Below are 17,145 nucleotides of genomic sequence, written 5' to 3' on the forward strand. Positions count from 1 at the left end.
ACTACATTCCCCAGAACGAGTCGATTTTCCGCTTGATGGCTACTAGCTCCTCAAGGATCATTCGTTCATCCTCGTTCAGGTCAAAGGCCTGGAGCTCTCTTACCTTGCTTTCCAAAATGTCAATGTAGAGTATGTCCTCCACGTCTATCTGCCTGCCAACCGTCGCTCCCTCAATAGCCACGGCGACTTCCTCTCCCATCACGGCCTCTCGAAGAACGTCCTCACCCGATCTTAGGCTCCTGATTCTCCCCACGTCCTTTCCTTCCCGATTGACTAGAACCTGTCCGGGACGCATCCGTCCGGCCAGGACGCGAACGCCGACGATAGCCGGCTTCGAACCCCTGAAAACGCACCCGGGGAGGATCTTGATCTTTCCAGGAAAAGCGAACTGCGAACGCTTGTCCGATTCGATCTTGTTCCTTTCTTTCTCCCGCCATTCCTCGTATTCTTCGATGAGCCTGTAAACAACATCGTTCAAGAAGACCTTGACGTCGGAGTCTTGCAGTGCCTCTTTGGCATCGGCGAGGATGTTGACATTGAACCCTAGAACGACCCTGTGAAGTCCATCCCGTTGTGATGAGAACTCAACTATGTCCCTTCTGGATATGTCTCCCAATTCATACTTTTTTATGGAGATATCAGCATTCTTGGCCTCGTATGCCAGAGCTTCGAGGGAGCCGATAGCATCCGCCTTGATCAGCACACCCTCGTCCTGAATGTCTATGTGGACACGGGTCTCCTCTATCATCTTATTCAGGACCTGGTCCTTGTTCCCCTTGATCACCATGAGGGGGGCCCCGGCCAACACACCTTCTATATTTTGGCAGGAGAGCTTGACGCCAGCAGCCGCCGTGACCTCTTTCAACTGGTCGAACCTCTCCCTTGGATCTCTGATCTCATCGAGCGGCCTTGGCTTGAGGATGGCCTTGACCTTGGTCAATACCGGCTCACCTCTTGTTCCGAGCGCAACCTGGTCCCCTCTTCTCAGCTTTCCGGAATAGACTATGACATCCAGGGTCGGCCCGAGGCCTCTCTCCTCCTTGAGCTCAAGAATGGTTCCCTTCGCTGGCCCACCCTCTTCTGTCTCCAACAGTTCCTCCAGAAAGCGCTGCGCCAATCCAATAAGGACTAATAGCAATTCCGGAATGCCTTCTCCAGTCTTGGCACTGACCGGCACCATTGCTATGTTCTTCTTGAAATTCTCTATCCTGTCATACCTATCTACCGAAAGCCCCTCATTGTAGAACTTGCCAATCAGGGCATAGATCCTATTATCCAACTCAGTCGAAACTTGATCCATCTGATCCTTAATAGAAACCCCAAACGGTTTCCCCGGATTCTGTCTCCATCCTGGAATCAGGTCGATCTTATTGAGGGCGATCACAAACGGGGTCTTGAATCGCTTCAGGATGTTAATGGATTCTATTGTCTGGGGTTTCAGCCCTTCGTTCACGTCAATGACCAAGATCGCCAGATCTGCAAGGGATCCACCCCGGGCTCGGAGAGTGGTGAACGAATGATGACCTGGTGTATCTATGAAAAGCAATCCAGGAACGGTGAAATTTCTTTGTTTGATTAGAGCAGAACAGACATCGTATATGTGGTCAATGGGTACTTCAGTCGCCCCGATGTGTTGGGTGATGAGCCCTGCCTCTCTCTGGACGACTGTTGTCCCCCTGATGTAGTCGAGGAGCTTGGTCTTACCGTGGTCGACATGCCCCAAAACGCTTACAATTGGCTGCCTGATGCTCATCAAGGCTTCGATAAAGGATACTGTATTAGAATCTTTCCTAGGCTCTTATCAGTCTAGGTACTCTACTTTTTCTGATACATCAAAAGAATCTCCAGTCTCTAAGTGCAACGGCCTTAGACCGATGCGCCAAGGGACAGATTCGAGATCGAAGAACCCCTTACCTTCCATGACGAGTGATCCAACGCCTCAAATGTCGAGGACCCAGTCTCATTTCATGAATGGTATAGAAAATGAAATGTAAATGATTTTGACAGGTTCTTCGCGGCAGATGGCTCACTCGAACAGCCAGGGGTCGACGCTCATATCGAATGACTGCAGCTCGTAGTCATTGAAGAAGAGCTCGATCTCGCGCTTGGCCGACTCTGGCGAGTCGGATCCATGGATCAGGTTCCGGCCAGTCTGCTGACCGAAATCACCCCTTATGGTGCCGGGTGCAGCGTCCTGGGGATTGGTGGCGCCCATCATGTTTCTCATTACGGAGACGATGTTGTCACCTTCCCAGACCATGCATAAGGAGGGCCCCGAGGTAATGTATTGCAGAAGGGGCTCGAAGAAGCTCTTGCCCTTGTGTTCCCCATAGTGGCGCTCAGCAAGCTCCCTGGGGATCCGCATGAACTTCATGGAGATGGGTTTGAACCCCTTGGCCTCCAGGCGGGTCATGATCGTACCCATGAGACCTCGCTGGACCGCATCCGGTTTGAACATGATAAATGTCCTTTCTTTCATTGAAACCCTCCCAATCATTCATCAGAGTCGGGCTCTTCAGCCGCTTCCTCCTTGGCCTCTGAATGGGCGGCCATCGATCTGAGCTTGGCCTCTTTCTCTCTGAAGAACTGTGCGGTCCAGGCAGTTCGCCTGGGAACCCTTCGAAGCTGGACCATGTTCTTGTAGCACTTACTAGTGCAGAACTGGTAGACTGTACCGTCCTTCTTTACATGTAATCGCCCAGTGCCGGGTTCGATATCCTGTCCGCAGAATGAGCAGATCCTTCTCTCAACCATGGCTACACCTCAAGCGTCTACCTAATGGAGAGCTTCCTCGCCTCCCTTGAGGTCTCCCTTAACATAAGGATGTCGCCCATGCGGACAGGACCCATGATATTGCGAGTGATGATCCTACCCTTATCCCGGCCCTCGAGAACACGGACCTTGACCTGGGTCGCTTCCCCCGTCATGCCGGTCCTACCTATGATCTCGACCACCTCTGAAGGGATGCTGTCTTCGTCTGTCATCTCTCCACACCTACTTCTTCAGCTTGCTGATCTGATCTACGAGGCCATCGAACAGGGACTTGCCCTTTCCAATATCCAGTATCGCCACAGCCGCTGTAGGCTTCTCAAGACCACAGGCGTTGCCGAGCTCAGCCTTGCTTGCTACATAGGCGTATGGAACACTCCTCTCCTCACACAGAAGAGGCATATGAGCCAGAATCTCTGGTGGCTGGACGTCTTCGGCCATTACGACCATTGTAGCGTCGCCGCGTTCCACGAGCTTGGTCACCTCATTGGTACCTTTCTTGACCTTACCGGTATCCCTGGCGATCTCGACAAGCTCATAGACCTTGTCTTGAACGTCCTTAGGAACTTCAAATCTAACATATATTGCCAACTTGACACCTCCTTCCGATGCTTTTATACATCTTCATCATTCATCGGCTCAGAAGAGCAACGGTGCCAAAAGTGCTAGCTGTATAAAAGCTTTGTTCTAGCCAGAAACCTTCTTGATCCATGTTCCCTCTACAGCCAAGGATGAGTTGGTTATTGTCTGTTTCGTTGAGAATAAGTATGTTGTAGCTTACAAAAGAAAATATTATTAGTACACACATATAAACTAACGATGCAAAGGATCGAGATTCGGTGGAGAGAGCGCGTTGAGAAGCCTGAGGAAGAGGTCTGGGACGGTTACATCGAAGTACACGAGGATGTGGACCCTTACTTCGCACTTGAGGAGACTTTCAAGAACTGGCTGAATGACAAGATAGCTAGGAAATGCGGAATCATCGTGGACTTCGAGTTCCATATCAATGGAGAGTACTTGCACCTCACAAAAGCGCAGAAGAACCAGTACCGCCAGCGAATCATTGACTCTGCCCTAGAGACATATCCAGTCTGTGAGGTAGAGGATGACCTGAGTGAGTATGAGTAGTCAGCCTACCTTACCTCTTTAAAGACCTCAGGAGGGTTACCGCAGACTGGGCAGCTTTTGGGTACTTTGTCGATCTCGAGGTTCCCACACACCTGACAGACATAGTAAATCCTTAACTCTAGCTTCTTTCCAGACCTGATCGCTTCCAGGGCTTCTCGGTACATCCCCTCATGTCTCTCCTCCACGTTCTTCGCATAATTGAAGCAGAGTCTTGCCTCCTTCATTCCCTCCTCTTTGGCCTTGGTTATGAACTTGGGATACATCTCGGTGTACTCGTACTTCTCACCATTTATTGCCGACTCTAAATTTTCCTCAGTCTTTCCAATATCTCCCAGTGATCTGAGGTGACACATGAGATGGACGTTCTCAGACTCGGCGGCAGCCCTGAAGAGCTTGGCGACCTCAGGATGACCTTCATCATTCGCAATCATGGCATAGATAGTGTACTTCCTGTTGGCCTGAGACTCCCCGGCAAAGGCCTCCCACAGGTTGTCGATAGTATCGACCATAATAATCCCCTAAGAAGAACCATTCACGAAGCTGATATTTATTGTATGCTATGTACGAGAATAAAGGTGAAAGAAGGGGTTATGTTACCCCTATATCTGATCTAGCCAGTGTGAATACTGTGCGTTCCTACCCCTAACGATATCGCTGAAAATCCCCTGGAGTTCAGAGGTGACGGGACCCGCTTTGCCCTCACCGATGACCTGATCATCGATTAGCCGGATTGGCAGAACCTCAGCTGCCGTTCCTGTCATGAACACCTCGTCCGCAATGTAAAGCTCGGCACGAGCGATGTCTCGCTCGATCACCTCGTACCCCATGTCAGAGGCAATCTCCATCACAGAGTTTCGGGTAATGCCTTCCAGTATTCCAGCTGAAAGCGGAGTTGTGAATATCTTCCCTTTCTTCACCATAAAAATGTTCTCGCCCGTTCCCTCGGCGACATTGCCTTCAGAGTTGAGCATCAGTGCCTCATCGGCTCCCCGATGAACCGCCTCAAGTCTCGCCATTACGGAATTGATGTAGTTGCCACATATCTTGGCGCTGACTGCTGAAGCCCTGTTGGAGGGTTTCTCCCAAGACGAGGTGATTATCCTCGCACCAAGCTTCTGTTGCTCCTCGCCCAGGTAGGCACCCATGTGAACACAGGCGATTGCCACCCTAGTGGGCAAGCCGACGGGATTCAGCCCTATCACGCCCGTTCCATAGTAGGCGAGAGGACGAATGTAGTCAGCCTTAGGGCCGTTTATCCTGACCATCTCTCTGACCGAGTCACAAAGCTCGTCCACGGTGTATGGGATGTCAAGGAAGATCACTTTCGCGGAGTGGAAGAAACGAATCATGTGGTCCTTCAATCTGAAAATGGCCCTGCCTTCTTCCGTGTCGTAGACCCTAATTCCCTCGAATACTCCTCCTCCATAGTGGATGGCATGGGTCATTATGTGGACATTCGCGTCCTTCCAATCGACTACCTCACCGTCCATCCATATCTTCTCGGTAATCTCCATGGCTCTTCCTCCAGTTGGAATGGGATAATGCGAATTCTCATTTTTATACTATGGTCAGAGTGCGTTCACTGCCTCGATATACTTTTCGGGTTTCATTGAATCGATCAGCTTGACCACTTCTTGAATGCTTCCGATAAGGCGGACCTTGCCCTCCTCGTTTGCTACCAGCGCGTATGCCTCGTGCCTAGTCTCGTCCAATATGTCGACCTCTAGCACATCATGCAGTCGTTCCAATCTCTCCAGCGCCAGCTCTGCCTTGTCTCTTCCCAGGACGGTCAACACGATCCTGGCTTTTCCTTCAAGCTCGCACTTTCCGACAACAATGGTCTCTACGTTGATCTTCTTGCGGGTGAATTCTCCCATTACCCGCTGCATGACACCGAACTCGTCATTCACGATCATCGAAATTACCTGCATTCAGGATACCCCCTTCCAGGCACACTTGCCCTGTATGACCTTGGTCTCGGCTTGCCCCCTGATAGTCATGGGAAGGATCTGCTCCTCTGTGTCTATCCTGATATCGGCCAGGAACGGCTTGTCGGAGGTTATCCCCTCCTCGATTACCGAAGATAGGTCGGAAGGGTCGTCAACCCTCGCACCTTTGGCACCGAAGGCCTCTGCAAGCTTGACAAAGTCTGGGAAGGCCCCTAGCTGTTCAGCGAATAGTCTTCCGTCGTAAAATTGATTTTGAAGCTGCATGATCATCCCCAGCCTCTGGTTGTTAAGCAGGCATATGAATATCGGGATATCCTCTTTCACTGCGGTGACGATCTCCTGACACACCATCATTAAGCTGCCGTCTCCCGCAACATCAACGACCGCCCTGTCTGGAGCCGCTACCTTAGCGCCTATCGCCGCTGGAAGTCCAAATCCCATCGTCCCGAGCCCACCGGGTGTGATGAAACGCCTGTCTCCATCGCATCGCAGGAAGTGGGCTGCCCACATCTGGCACTGGCCAACTTCAGTGGTTATTATGGCATCATCCGGAAGGATTGTATTGAGTTCATGAATGACCTTCTGAGGCTTGATGGGACTATCCATGATGTTGAAGTCGCAGTTGCATCTCTCCTTCAACTCACCAACTCTGTTCGCCCAGGGTGTCGGTCCGGTTTTCTTTGCCATGGCCATTATCATTTGCCTGATTACAGTCCGCGCGTCGCCAGCTAAGGGTATCGTGGCCGTGACATTCTTGCCCAGTTCACCCGAGTCAATGTCCAGGTGAATGACCTTCGTCCTGCAGGAGGAAGGATCGCCAATCATCCTATCGCTAAACCTGGTGCCGATAGCGAGAAGGACATCGCACTCTTCCAGGGCCCAGTTGGCAACCCTTCGACCGTGCATTCCGACCATTCCCAGAACAAGCGGATGGTTCTCAGGTACAGCGCTCTTCCCCATAAGAGTGGTTACCACAGGGGACATGGTCATCTCCGCCAGTTCCATGACATCTTGACCGCATCCACACCAGATGCCACCTCCTCCGACAACAATCAGTGGACGTTCAGCCTTACGCAGTAGATTCACGGCATCGGGGAGCCTGCTAAGATCTTTCTTCATCCCGTTGGCCCTTAAGGGTTGCCTACCCGGAAGAGGGTCGATCTCAGCGTTCAATATGTCCTTGGGAAGGTCCACTTGAACGGGACCGTATCTGCCACTTCCAGCGATCTTGAATGCGCTCCTCAGATCATTCTCCAGGAGCTGGGGGTTCATTACCCTGAAGTTGTGCTTAGTGATTGGCATCATGAGGCTGAAGATGTCCGCTTCCTGAAAAGCGTCGTTCCCTATGATGGATGTGGGAACCTGTCCAGTAAGAGCAATAACGGGAGAGGAATCGAGGAAGGCTGTGGCTATTCCGGTGACCAGGTTGGTAGCTCCTGCCCCCGAGGTTGCCATGCAAACGGCGGGTCGCTTAGTTACTCTTGCATACCCATCAGCCATGTGTGCCGCACACTGCTCGTGGCGCACAAGCACATGCCGCATGTCGGACTCGGAAAGATGGTCATACAGCGGTAGCATGGCTCCCCCGGGGTAGCCGAACAGGACATTAACGCCCTCGTCCCGGAGAACATTCACAAGAATCTCAGCTCCTCTCATTCAAATTCCTCATAATCGCCTCTCGGGGGCCGACTCGAGGGAGTCGACCCTATCACACCAACAAAACCTGCACGCTAAGTAGCATAAGAATCGATTCAACATTGCGTGCAGGGGCGTTCATCAGTTTCCTTTAATGAGAAATTCGTACTTATAGGTTGGCCTATGTGAACAATGATATTGAAAAACAGTTTCAAAATGGACCAGAGCTCATACTAAGTGCTTGATTTTCAATAAATGACATTCTCCGCCAATGGAATGGGTATTTGGTTAAGATGAACGATGAATTCACGAACCACCTACTTAGGATAAGGTTTTTTATGGAATCTCTTATTAAGACAGTAATCCTTGCCACATTCGTCCTGGAAAATGAAATGAAGTATTGAAAGGAGAAATATCATGGAATATGCATCACAAGAAAAGCCTACAAGTATTGTGATGATCGGGACTTTGCCTCCTTTAAAGGGCATAAGCCCATACTGCCTGGAATTACTCAAGTCATTATCGAAAAAGATAAGAATCGATTTTATAGGTTTCAAATCTCTTTACCCCGAATTCCTTTATCCGGGGGGAACTAAATCTGAAGAAAGACCAATCGAAAATGATGATCCAAATTACAGAATACATAATGTCATCAAATATTACAATCCATTAAGTTGGGTAAGGGCGGGGCTCAAAGGGAATGGTGGTGTCCTACACGCCCAGTGGTGGGCACAACCACTTGCTCCCATTTTCATGACAATTTTTATTGTGTCAAAAATCCGGGGTAAAAGAATTGTGATTACCCTCCATAATGTGGAACCTCATGAAAATAGTAGATACTCAACCCTAATAACAAAATCGATTCTATCATTTGGCGATGAGTTCATAGTCCATAATGAAAGTAATAAGGAAGTTTTGTCTCAGTCATATCATTTGAATGGAAAGAAAATACATGTAATCCCTCATGGGATACTAAGAGCGAATAATTCTAAGACTTTATCAAGGGATGAAGCGAGAGAATCACTGAGATTGGGGAAAACGGACAAGGTTCTGCTCTTCTTCGGGAATATTAGAGATTACAAAGGATTGGATACACTTCTTGAAGCTGTGGGCATTCTGAAAAACGAGTTCACAAATCTGAAATTAATAATCGCAGGAAAACCTTGGGTCCAATGGGGGGTTTATAAAGAAATCATTGAGAGCACTGGAATAAGTCGCAATATTGTTGAGAAACTCGATTTCATTGAAATTGATGAGGTGAATGCCATTTTTACTGCAGTTGATCTTGTGGTTCTTCCATATAAGTATTTTGAAGCACAGAGCGGAGTTGGTACATTGGCCCTTTCTTTCAATAAACCAATTATAGTTACCGATGTTGGAGGCCTCCCCGATCTTGTTAAAGATGAAATGGCCATTGTCAAACCTAATGATCCACTGGATCTTGCTGAGAAAATATCAAATATACTTAAGGATGAACGATTGATAATGAAATTGAAAAAGGATACAAGGGAATTAGCCCAGGAATATGAATGGGAATCCATCGCTGAAAAGACTGTGCAGATATACACCAAATGATTTGGTCAAATTGCTGGTTGATATTTCGGTTATGTTTTTTCTGCATTGAAAAGAATTCACAAATGTGGATATTTAATTTCAAGGGAAATGATTTATGACAGAGGACAGTTCTGGATTCCCAAATGAAGTATGATAGAATAAATTCTAGTTAAACGGATGAAGATCGATGAGAATAATTCAGGTTTGCCATATCACCAAGGATGGGGGCGGGATAGAATCCTATGTAGAGAATCTATTGAAGAATCTCCCACTCAGAGGTTGCGAGGTATCCTTGATCGGATATGATCCAAACCCCATAAAAGATGGAAGTTATGAATATTATCCAATAGTGAAAAGAGAGAATAGATGGATGTATCTATTGAAATTGTACCTCAAATCGCCTTTCATAAAGATATTTAAGGAAGACATTCTCCACTTTCACCGATTAGATGATATGCTCCCCTTTTTAATCCTACACAAGAAAACACAAAAAGTATGTACACTTCATGGAAAGATATTGGAGAATGTCGAGTCGAAGCATTCGAGACCCGTTTCTTATATCTATGATATTGCAGAGAGAATTGCCTTGAGAAATCTAATTAAACAGAATACATTACTCATCGCGGTTGATGAAGGTACAAAGAACTACTACCTCAGCAAAGAGCCTGGGCTCGAAGAAAAAATTGTGGTAATTCCTGTTGGAGTCGATACGGACATGTTCAAGCCGATGAATAAGAAGAAAGCAAGGGAATCTAAGGGATTCTTCAACAATGATAAGATTGTTCTTTATATTGGTCGACTTGAAAAGGAGAAAGATATTGGTTTCCTTCTCCAAGCCTTTAATATTGTCCTTAAGAAGGAAAAAAACGCTAAGCTGGTAATTGTCGGAGAGGGTCGAGAAAAAGAAAAACTTAAAGGGGTTTCATCAGAGTTGGGAATAGAGAAAAATGTAGTATTCATGGGTAATATCCCTCATTCAAAAATACCCGAGATTATGAATAGTTCTGATGTTTTGGTCTTATGCTCCAAGTACGAAGGAAGTCCAACAATTGTGAAGGAAGCAATTTCTTGTGGAATCCCTGTGGTGTCCACAGATGTTGGGGACGTTTGGAAATTATTGCATAATAATGATCTGGGGGAAATAGTGAGGAAGGACGAATCTGATTATGCAAACGGGATTCTTAGGATCATTTCTGGTGATCGAATAGATAACAGTGCTTTCCAGAGTGTTAAAGAGAATTTGAGTATTGATCGAATGATAGATGAGATTCTGAAGAAGGCATATTCCTATGTGGCATCACAAAATGAATGAGAAACAAATCGTTGTCTTATCCGTTATTATTCTGTGGATCGCCTCTATTGTTTTACTGCTAATAGATCTGAAGAATCCGATTAGTGTGGTGATCCACTCAATCAACTTGATCTTCATTCCGGGCTTCCTGTTTCTCTTGGTTCTTAATAGGAAGCTGGATATGGAATTTCATGAACTTGTGATAATGGGGATAGCATTCAGTATATCTTTATTGATGATAATCACGATATTTTCCAGCTATTCGCCTACTGGAATATCGGATGGCATCACGGCGTTCATATTCATTTTGTTCGAGATACCATTGCTGTACTTGATCGGGAGAAAAGAAGCTGAGGTGAACCTTCCAAAATTCAAGATAAATGGTCCAGTTCTAGATATTATTATAATCGCCATTTTCGGAACACTCATTCTTTTTCCCTATATCTTACCATATGAATTCTTTGCCTGCTTGGACCCGTACGCAAACAAACCACTTGTTGAGGATATTTTGGCAGGTCTTAAACCGCTTGAATGGAGTGGCGGCATCTATAGCTCACTGTCCTTCAATGGTTTTTTCTATTTTCTTGCTTCTTTCACGCAATTCACGAGCATCTCTATCGATGAAATGACAAGATTTGGTGGCATATTCTTCTTTGTCTTGACTTCACTGGCGATATATGCTTTGACTTACAGGATTTCAGATAAGAGAAGTATCTCATTGCTCGCCACATTTCTCTACATGGTTTCTCCATATGTGGTAAAAAGGTTCACTATGACCATTCGGGAGAACCTTGCGATCTTCTTAGCCGTAGCAGTCATATTCTTAATCGCTTATATATGGTCAAAAGGAAGAGAAAAAGACTGGGCGATCCTTGCCATCCCTGGAATAGTACTTGCAGCAATCTTTGCCTCTCACACCCTTGCATTTATTATCGTAATTGCTATTATTGCAATAGCCATTCTTCAAGAACAATTCCATCGTATCAAACGATGGTACAATCATCATTTTGATAACCCTATGAATAGCCAGTATAATGGAAATGGGAGAAATATTACTTGGTATTTGATTGCGATTGTCCTGTTAAGCTTGCTATTTTCCTTCATCTATTTGATCACATTCTATAAGATGATCGCCTGGGAGATTTCAAACTTCCAGCAATACTTCGACATTTTTTGGATATGGAATTATACCCGACCTCCAAATTCAACTTTCTACATTAGAATAGATCATTTCCTTATAGCCCAGATCATCTTCGGATTCATCTTCGTTTCATATATGATAATAGGAATGATGAAGAAAAATATCTCGATCAAGAACAGCTATGTCAGATTCGTATTGATATGGTTCATCGTATGTGCAATTGCCATAATCGGATCAAGGATTGGTTTAATACCTTTGACTGAGGATAGAATCCTAATTTACCTATATTTACCTGTTTCAATAGCAGCTTCTTACGGCGTATTCATATTCTTCAACTATCTGAGGGGGTTGGGCAAAGAACTTCGTAAAATAATATCCATCTTAGTAATCTTGCTTATTATTGCACTTGGCGTTAGTTCTTCACAACAAGTATTCGTCTGGCATCCCATCACCGAACAGAATATTAATGATCTGAGTGAAATAGTTGAATCCCATCCTACGACCACAACAATGATCATAACCTATGGTAATGACAATGCACTAGCGAGGTACCTTGGATTTCCAAATGCCTGTTTTGATGAAGAATTCAAGAAAGAAATTGCATATTTGAATTCCACTGGGGAAATCATTGAAGAAACACATACAGAATATCCAAATGTAGACCTACTGATATTCTATTTCACTAAGGATTCGTATTATACATTTACGATGAATCAGTTTCCATTACTGGACATAATAGGTGAAGACATCTACCAATACTCCTATAGATCATATGTCGCTGAGATTTCAATAATTTGATGGAGATTAAATGACATTTGACTACAGGAATAATGTGACCGAATCGGAAAGATTGAGGGTACTTATTGTTGGAGGATTCATAGATTATCAGATACAACTAGCAAATTCACTAGTTAGCAATGGATGGGAAGTAGAGGTGGCGATCACTCGTAAGAGCATACCAGAAGATTATGAGAATTGCTATAATGATGGTATCAACATATATCCAATAGGACGAGGGAAGTCAAAACGCGATCCTTCCAACATATTTGCTCTGCTCGAATTCTGGTCAAAACTAAGAAAATTCAATCCTGATGTTGTTCATATGCAACTTGGAGGCACATTCACTGATTTCTCCCTCCTGCCAATGCTACGAATATATCCATTGGTGACAACATTTCATGATGTCAAGTTGCACAGGGGGGAGGCGTCCCTCAGAAGAAGGTTCTACCGGTATTGGCTTCGAAGGGCATCAGATCATATCTTTGTCCATGGAGATTTCTTAAAGAGCCAGATGATAAGCGAATATAATGTCAATCCAGATATCGTACATCCCATTGCATTTGGAGAACATGAGGTTGATCCATTCATAAGAAATGCAAATATCAACCAGGAAGAGGTCGACAATACTGTTCTATTTTTTGGCCGTATCTTTGAGTATAAAGGTTTAGATTATTTGATTAAAGCTGAACCTATGATTTCTGAGGAGGTTCCCGGTGTTAGATTCGTTATTGCTGGTGTGGGTGAGGATATCTCAAGATATCTGGACATGATGGTACATAGAGACAGGTTTGATGTTCGTAACTACCGAATATCATATGAAGAAGGTGCCAAGTTATTCCAGGAATGTAGTCTGGTAGTGCTTCCCTACATTGATGGCTCCCAAAGCGGTATCATACCAACGGCATATGCTTTCAAGAAACCTTTAGTAGCAACCTCAATAGGCGGTATTCCAGAGCTAATCGATGACGGCTCAACAGGCATTCTCGTTCCTCCTAAAGAAGTTGGCACTTTGGCAAGGGCTATTATCAAATTGCTAAGAGATAAGGAACTGAGGCAGAGCATGGGTGAGATGGGGTTCAGGAAGCTTAAAACGGACATGAGTTGGGAAAGAATAGCAGATAGAACGATTACAATATACAACCAAGCAATGACCCAGAGATAGGATAAAGATAAGTGGATAGGAATTCGAATGGTTTAATAGTGTTGAGTTGCTAAACCTAAAATGATAAAGACCTCCACTCCGACTACTTTTTCAAGGTTCAGATATTCTAGATTGTATTTCTCTTGTAGATATTCCAGCATTTGCAAGGAACCTTGGTCGTGAATGGATAGAACAAGATATACTGAGATATTCAAGTCCAATGATTGTATGATGATTTGATCAGTCTCTGATTCTCTTATATCACTAGGCACTCGAGGGAGATAGAAGATGTTTTGCCTCTCTGGGAATAATAACTTCCTTCCGTAAATGTCTGATATGAATATATCATCCACTCCAGTGGCGTTTAGAACATCGGCCTTGCCCTCAAGAATTATCTCTTCCTTATGATTGAGGTCTATCAAACCATAAGGCTGAAATAGGATCGCGATTGAAAATGACGCGACAATAAGCACGATCACTATGGCAATTGCGACTAGATGAACCCATTTTCGAAGGTGATTCTTCACCCATAGGAGGAGACCTATTACTCCTATTGGAAGAATCACATACAGGGGGAGCATATATCGAAGAAATGAAGAATGGAGATCCATTTGAAAGAATCCATAAGTGCTTGTATCCCTTCCATAGAACAGTATTAAACATACTGCCACTGAGACTACGAATAAAGGATAAGTCCTATATTTTGGACCCATCGTGTAAGAACCTACTATTGAGGGCACTAGTAAAGGAAATGCGAAGCTCGATCCAAGAAAATAAAGGGTAGACGTACCAATTGAATCTAGACTGAACCCCATGTTAAATATCCAGGGAACTCTGACTCCATTAGGATAGCCAGAATTTATAAGTGGCCAGGTGACTCCACACTGTCCACCAAGAAAAAGTGCGTCATTATAGAGCAGATAGTCCATCACCGGGTACAAGATGGCTATGACAAATAGTAGGGGAACGAGAAACTTCACATAAGACATCTTTTCACTTTTTTCGAAATAGAAGAGAATGAGAAACGGTATTGCCAGAATAATAGCATCTGGCCTTATAAAAACGGCTATTGATAACAGTAGGCCAGTTACGAAAAACCTCCTGTCGCTCCTAATTAGAAAAACCGAACATGTTGCAAGTAAGAAAAATGTTACCATGATTATATTGGAGAAATTATCCACAGACCATTTGGCGAATACTGGCATGGATAACAAGATGAATGCTCCAAATAACCCCCATTTCCTCGAATCGGTATATCCCTTGACCAAGAAAAATGTTGAAGCAACACATATTCCTCCAAAGAAACCGCTCACAAGGAAAAATGAATTATAACCAAAGATTGAGATGACTAACGCATAAAAAGAGATTTCACCTGGGAAAGTGTTCGTATATAATTCAGTAGGCGTTCTATAATTTCCATAAGGGGCAAACCCATACGTCTTATAATCTTCATTAACTGGATTATAAATATTGATACCTTGTCCGGAAGAAAGCAATTCCGCAGGGTATAAATCCGAAATTATATCCCCAGTATGAGTTGGGCTTGGAACTACAAAATACCAGAAAAAAGTGCAAGAGATTATGACTAAGAAGATAACAATGGATATATCGATGACAAGCTCTCTTCTTATCAAGATCTTATTCCACATTTTATCTAGATAACTTTGGAGGATTGGCTTTCTAAATACAGAAGCGAGGTCCTTGCTGATGCTGATTCGTCTCAGATACCCAATAGGGCGATCAAGGTTTTCAGCATAATCTTTGGCCCGATGAATAGATTCATCCATCATAATCGTACTCATGTCTAGGATTCGATTTTGAGGGCTATGGCTTTCAACCTTTTCATGATTGCCGTTAATATTTTGTAGATGTGTAATAAATAATCATATATAGATTAAAAAAGAGAATCTAATAACGCATATGATCATCTTCGAATAGATCTTGATCTCGTAGACTCTGACGGTCATAGACTATTGCGGTCGAATCTGGGAATAGTAGAAATAAGCAATGAAGAATCCTGAAAATGCCATTAGAACCAATACTAGCAAAGTATCTTTATCAGTAATCGACCAAATCAGAATGGCACCGAAGGCTGCGGCGCCAATAATCATTAGAAGATCCTTTCGATTCAACTTATCATTGAATTCTTTGTTTTCGTGGGAATAAAAGCCAAGAATCGTGATAACGACTATTACCATGGATGAGACAAGAATGGAAGTCTCATCAAATGCCTCGTTAAATACGGTTGTGTTGAGTACTGAAATGAATAATAATCCCAAAACAACAAAGATCAACAGAACTTGGAAGGCTTTAGCAATTATTCCTAAAATCAATGAACTATGGTAGGAATCTCTATTACTATGGATATATTCAGATGATAGAAATGTGAAATCATCATCTCTTTCCCTGGATTGGCTATTCGAATCCCACCTTCTTGAGATAGTAAAGCCTCCAAATGCTATCTAGGCTTTGTGATACCAAGGGGAGATATCAATGTTTTCTTGTAATTTCATCTGGAGGAAATTACCACCGTAACGGAGCCATGAAATTATTTTATTATTAAATTGATGGCATTAAGAATAACACTAGAGCAATTAATGCAGAATATCCCAAGCAATAGAATCACCGAAATATATATCGGCTATTTTGTCAATCGCCCAGCAGATAGAACGGCAGAAAACACCTGGTTTTATCATGAGAACTATTGCATTAATACCCGCATATAATGAAGAAAGAAACATCGAAAATATCATAACTCAAACCAAGAAATTTGTTGATCACATTCTTGTCATAGATGATGGAAGTACAGATAGAACTAGAGAACTGGCGAAAAAAGCAGGAGCTGAGGTCTTCTCTCATAAGAAGAATCAGGGCCTAGGAGTCACCATTCGAACTGGGTATTTACTGGCCTTAGATATGAAATATGATATAGTTGTGCAGATTGATGCTGATGGACAATATACCCCAAATGAGATCCCGGCTTTGGTAAGGCCAATCATTGAAGATGAAGCCGATATGGTTCTTGGAAGTAGGCTCGAGAATCTAATGTATGAAATGCCCAGAATCAAGAAGATTGGAAACAGAGCGTTTACCTGGGTTCTAAGGAAAATGACACATGAGGATATCAAGGATGGACAGACGGGTTTTAGAGCCTTAAGACGAGAAGTTCTTGAAACGGCTTTACCCAGCAGTAAATTCTCGTATACTCAGGAAATGATAATCAGAGTGGCAAAGGAAGGGTGGAGGATTAAGAGTGTTCCAATTCACTTCTACCCCCGTTACGATGGAAAATCCAGACTTTTTGGATCGTCGATCGCATTTGCCGTCAAGGGATGGGTGATCATCTTGCGAACGTTGAGGGATTATCACCCCCTTTCTTTCTTCGGATTCCCTGGTTTATTATTGGGCATATCAGGCTTCATAGTTTGTCTTTATGTCCTAGCTATGTACATTACAACTGGTTTAGTTTCACCCAGGATGCCCACCCTCATCCTTGGAGTATTACTCCTGCTTTCAGGGATACAACTCTTTTTTGCAGGTATGACTGCCGATATGATAAAAACACATCCGCCGAATGGAGCCAACTGGAAGAAACCTCCTGGGAGTTATTGATATACCTTTCCAGATATCGGTAGGAGGACACAAAAATGATAAATACCCACAACAAATTGTGTTCAATGGGGATGCAAAGCATTGGAAGATAGCGATACGCACAGATTCACGATCGTCCTCCCCACTCTAAACGAAGGGGCAACAA

General features: G+C 44.3%; 16 protein-coding genes. 6 read left to right on the plus strand and 10 right to left on the minus strand.

Features of this window, described 5'->3' with window-relative positions:
* Position 1 precedes the first annotated feature (1 nt).
* The 5 genes from infB to GKC03_00980 all read right to left on the minus strand — a co-directional run bounded on the left by infB (position 2) and on the right by GKC03_00980 (position 3,360).
* Positions 2 to 1,753 carry a translation initiation factor IF-2 gene (infB, locus tag GKC03_00960; protein NYT11104.1) on the minus strand — a complete coding sequence of 584 codons (1,752 nt, stop codon included), beginning with the start codon at positions 1,751 to 1,753 and terminating at the stop codon, positions 2 to 4.
* Between the two features lie 273 nt (positions 1,754 to 2,026).
* Positions 2,027 to 2,479 (minus strand): nucleoside-diphosphate kinase, encoded by a 453-nt coding sequence (gene ndk / locus GKC03_00965; GenBank protein NYT11105.1) that lies wholly within the window; start codon positions 2,477 to 2,479, stop codon positions 2,027 to 2,029.
* A 14-nt stretch (positions 2,480 to 2,493) separates the two neighbouring features.
* Entirely contained in the window at positions 2,494 to 2,754 is a 261-nt protein-coding gene (locus GKC03_00970; GenBank protein NYT11106.1) for a 50S ribosomal protein L24e, read from the minus strand.
* Between the two features lie 17 nt (positions 2,755 to 2,771).
* Positions 2,772 to 2,984 carry a 30S ribosomal protein S28e gene (locus GKC03_00975; GenBank protein ID NYT11107.1) on the minus strand — a complete coding sequence of 71 codons (213 nt, stop codon included), beginning with the start codon at positions 2,982 to 2,984 and terminating at the stop codon, positions 2,772 to 2,774.
* Between the two features lie 10 nt (positions 2,985 to 2,994).
* Entirely contained in the window at positions 2,995 to 3,360 is a 366-nt protein-coding gene (locus tag GKC03_00980) for a 50S ribosomal protein L7ae (protein ID NYT11108.1), read from the minus strand.
* 228 nt (positions 3,361 to 3,588) lie between these two features.
* Here GKC03_00980 and GKC03_00985 point away from each other — a divergent pair, with 228 nt between their 5' ends.
* Positions 3,589 to 3,897 (plus strand): hypothetical protein, encoded by a 309-nt coding sequence (locus tag GKC03_00985; GenBank protein NYT11109.1) that lies wholly within the window; start codon positions 3,589 to 3,591, stop codon positions 3,895 to 3,897.
* Between the two features lie 5 nt (positions 3,898 to 3,902).
* Here GKC03_00985 and GKC03_00990 read toward each other — a convergent pair whose 3' ends face one another.
* The 4 genes from GKC03_00990 to ilvB form a co-directional block, all read right to left on the minus strand.
* A complete protein-coding gene (locus GKC03_00990; GenBank protein NYT11110.1) occupies positions 3,903 to 4,406 on the minus strand; it encodes a rubrerythrin family protein in 504 nt (167 codons plus the stop codon).
* Between the two features lie 90 nt (positions 4,407 to 4,496).
* Positions 4,497 to 5,411 carry a branched-chain amino acid transaminase gene (locus GKC03_00995; protein ID NYT11111.1) on the minus strand — a complete coding sequence of 305 codons (915 nt, stop codon included), beginning with the start codon at positions 5,409 to 5,411 and terminating at the stop codon, positions 4,497 to 4,499.
* A gap of 54 nt (positions 5,412 to 5,465) precedes the next feature.
* Positions 5,466 to 5,828 (minus strand): acetolactate synthase, encoded by a 363-nt coding sequence (locus tag GKC03_01000; GenBank protein ID NYT11112.1) that lies wholly within the window; start codon positions 5,826 to 5,828, stop codon positions 5,466 to 5,468.
* Positions 5,829 to 7,502: a biosynthetic-type acetolactate synthase large subunit gene (gene ilvB / locus GKC03_01005; GenBank protein ID NYT11113.1), complete on the minus strand. Its 1,674-nt coding sequence runs from the start codon at positions 7,500 to 7,502 to the stop codon at positions 5,829 to 5,831.
* Between the two features lie 396 nt (positions 7,503 to 7,898).
* On the opposite strand from ilvB, the gene GKC03_01010 reads away from it, so the two are divergent.
* The 4 genes from GKC03_01010 to GKC03_01025 all read left to right on the plus strand — a co-directional run bounded on the left by GKC03_01010 (position 7,899) and on the right by GKC03_01025 (position 13,409).
* On the plus strand, positions 7,899 to 9,056 hold the full coding sequence (locus tag GKC03_01010) for a glycosyltransferase family 4 protein (GenBank protein ID NYT11114.1): 1,158 nt from the start codon (positions 7,899 to 7,901) through the stop codon (positions 9,054 to 9,056).
* A gap of 166 nt (positions 9,057 to 9,222) precedes the next feature.
* Positions 9,223 to 10,347, plus strand: a complete 1,125-nt coding sequence (locus GKC03_01015) for a glycosyltransferase family 4 protein (GenBank protein NYT11115.1) — start codon at positions 9,223 to 9,225, stop codon at positions 10,345 to 10,347.
* Complete coding sequence (locus GKC03_01020) at positions 10,340 to 12,265, plus strand: hypothetical protein (protein ID NYT11116.1); 1,926 nt, start codon at positions 10,340 to 10,342, stop codon at positions 12,263 to 12,265. The genes GKC03_01015 and GKC03_01020 overlap by 8 nt, the downstream gene beginning before the upstream one ends.
* Before the next feature lie 10 nt (positions 12,266 to 12,275).
* Positions 12,276 to 13,409, plus strand: a complete 1,134-nt coding sequence (locus GKC03_01025) for a glycosyltransferase family 4 protein (GenBank protein ID NYT11117.1) — start codon at positions 12,276 to 12,278, stop codon at positions 13,407 to 13,409.
* Positions 13,410 to 13,441: 32 nt separating this feature from the next.
* On the opposite strand, the gene GKC03_01030 is transcribed toward GKC03_01025, so the two are convergent.
* Entirely contained in the window at positions 13,442 to 15,190 is a 1,749-nt protein-coding gene (locus tag GKC03_01030) for a hypothetical protein (GenBank protein NYT11118.1), read from the minus strand.
* An 892-nt stretch (positions 15,191 to 16,082) separates the two neighbouring features.
* Between GKC03_01030 and GKC03_01035 the strand changes: the two genes are divergently transcribed.
* Positions 16,083 to 17,000 carry a glycosyltransferase family 2 protein gene (locus tag GKC03_01035; protein ID NYT11119.1) on the plus strand — a complete coding sequence of 306 codons (918 nt, stop codon included), beginning with the start codon at positions 16,083 to 16,085 and terminating at the stop codon, positions 16,998 to 17,000.
* Positions 17,001 to 17,145 lie beyond the last annotated feature (145 nt).

The organism is Methanomassiliicoccales archaeon, assembly GCA_013415695.1.
GTDB lineage: Archaea > Thermoplasmatota > Thermoplasmata > Methanomassiliicoccales > JAAEEP01 > JAAEEP01.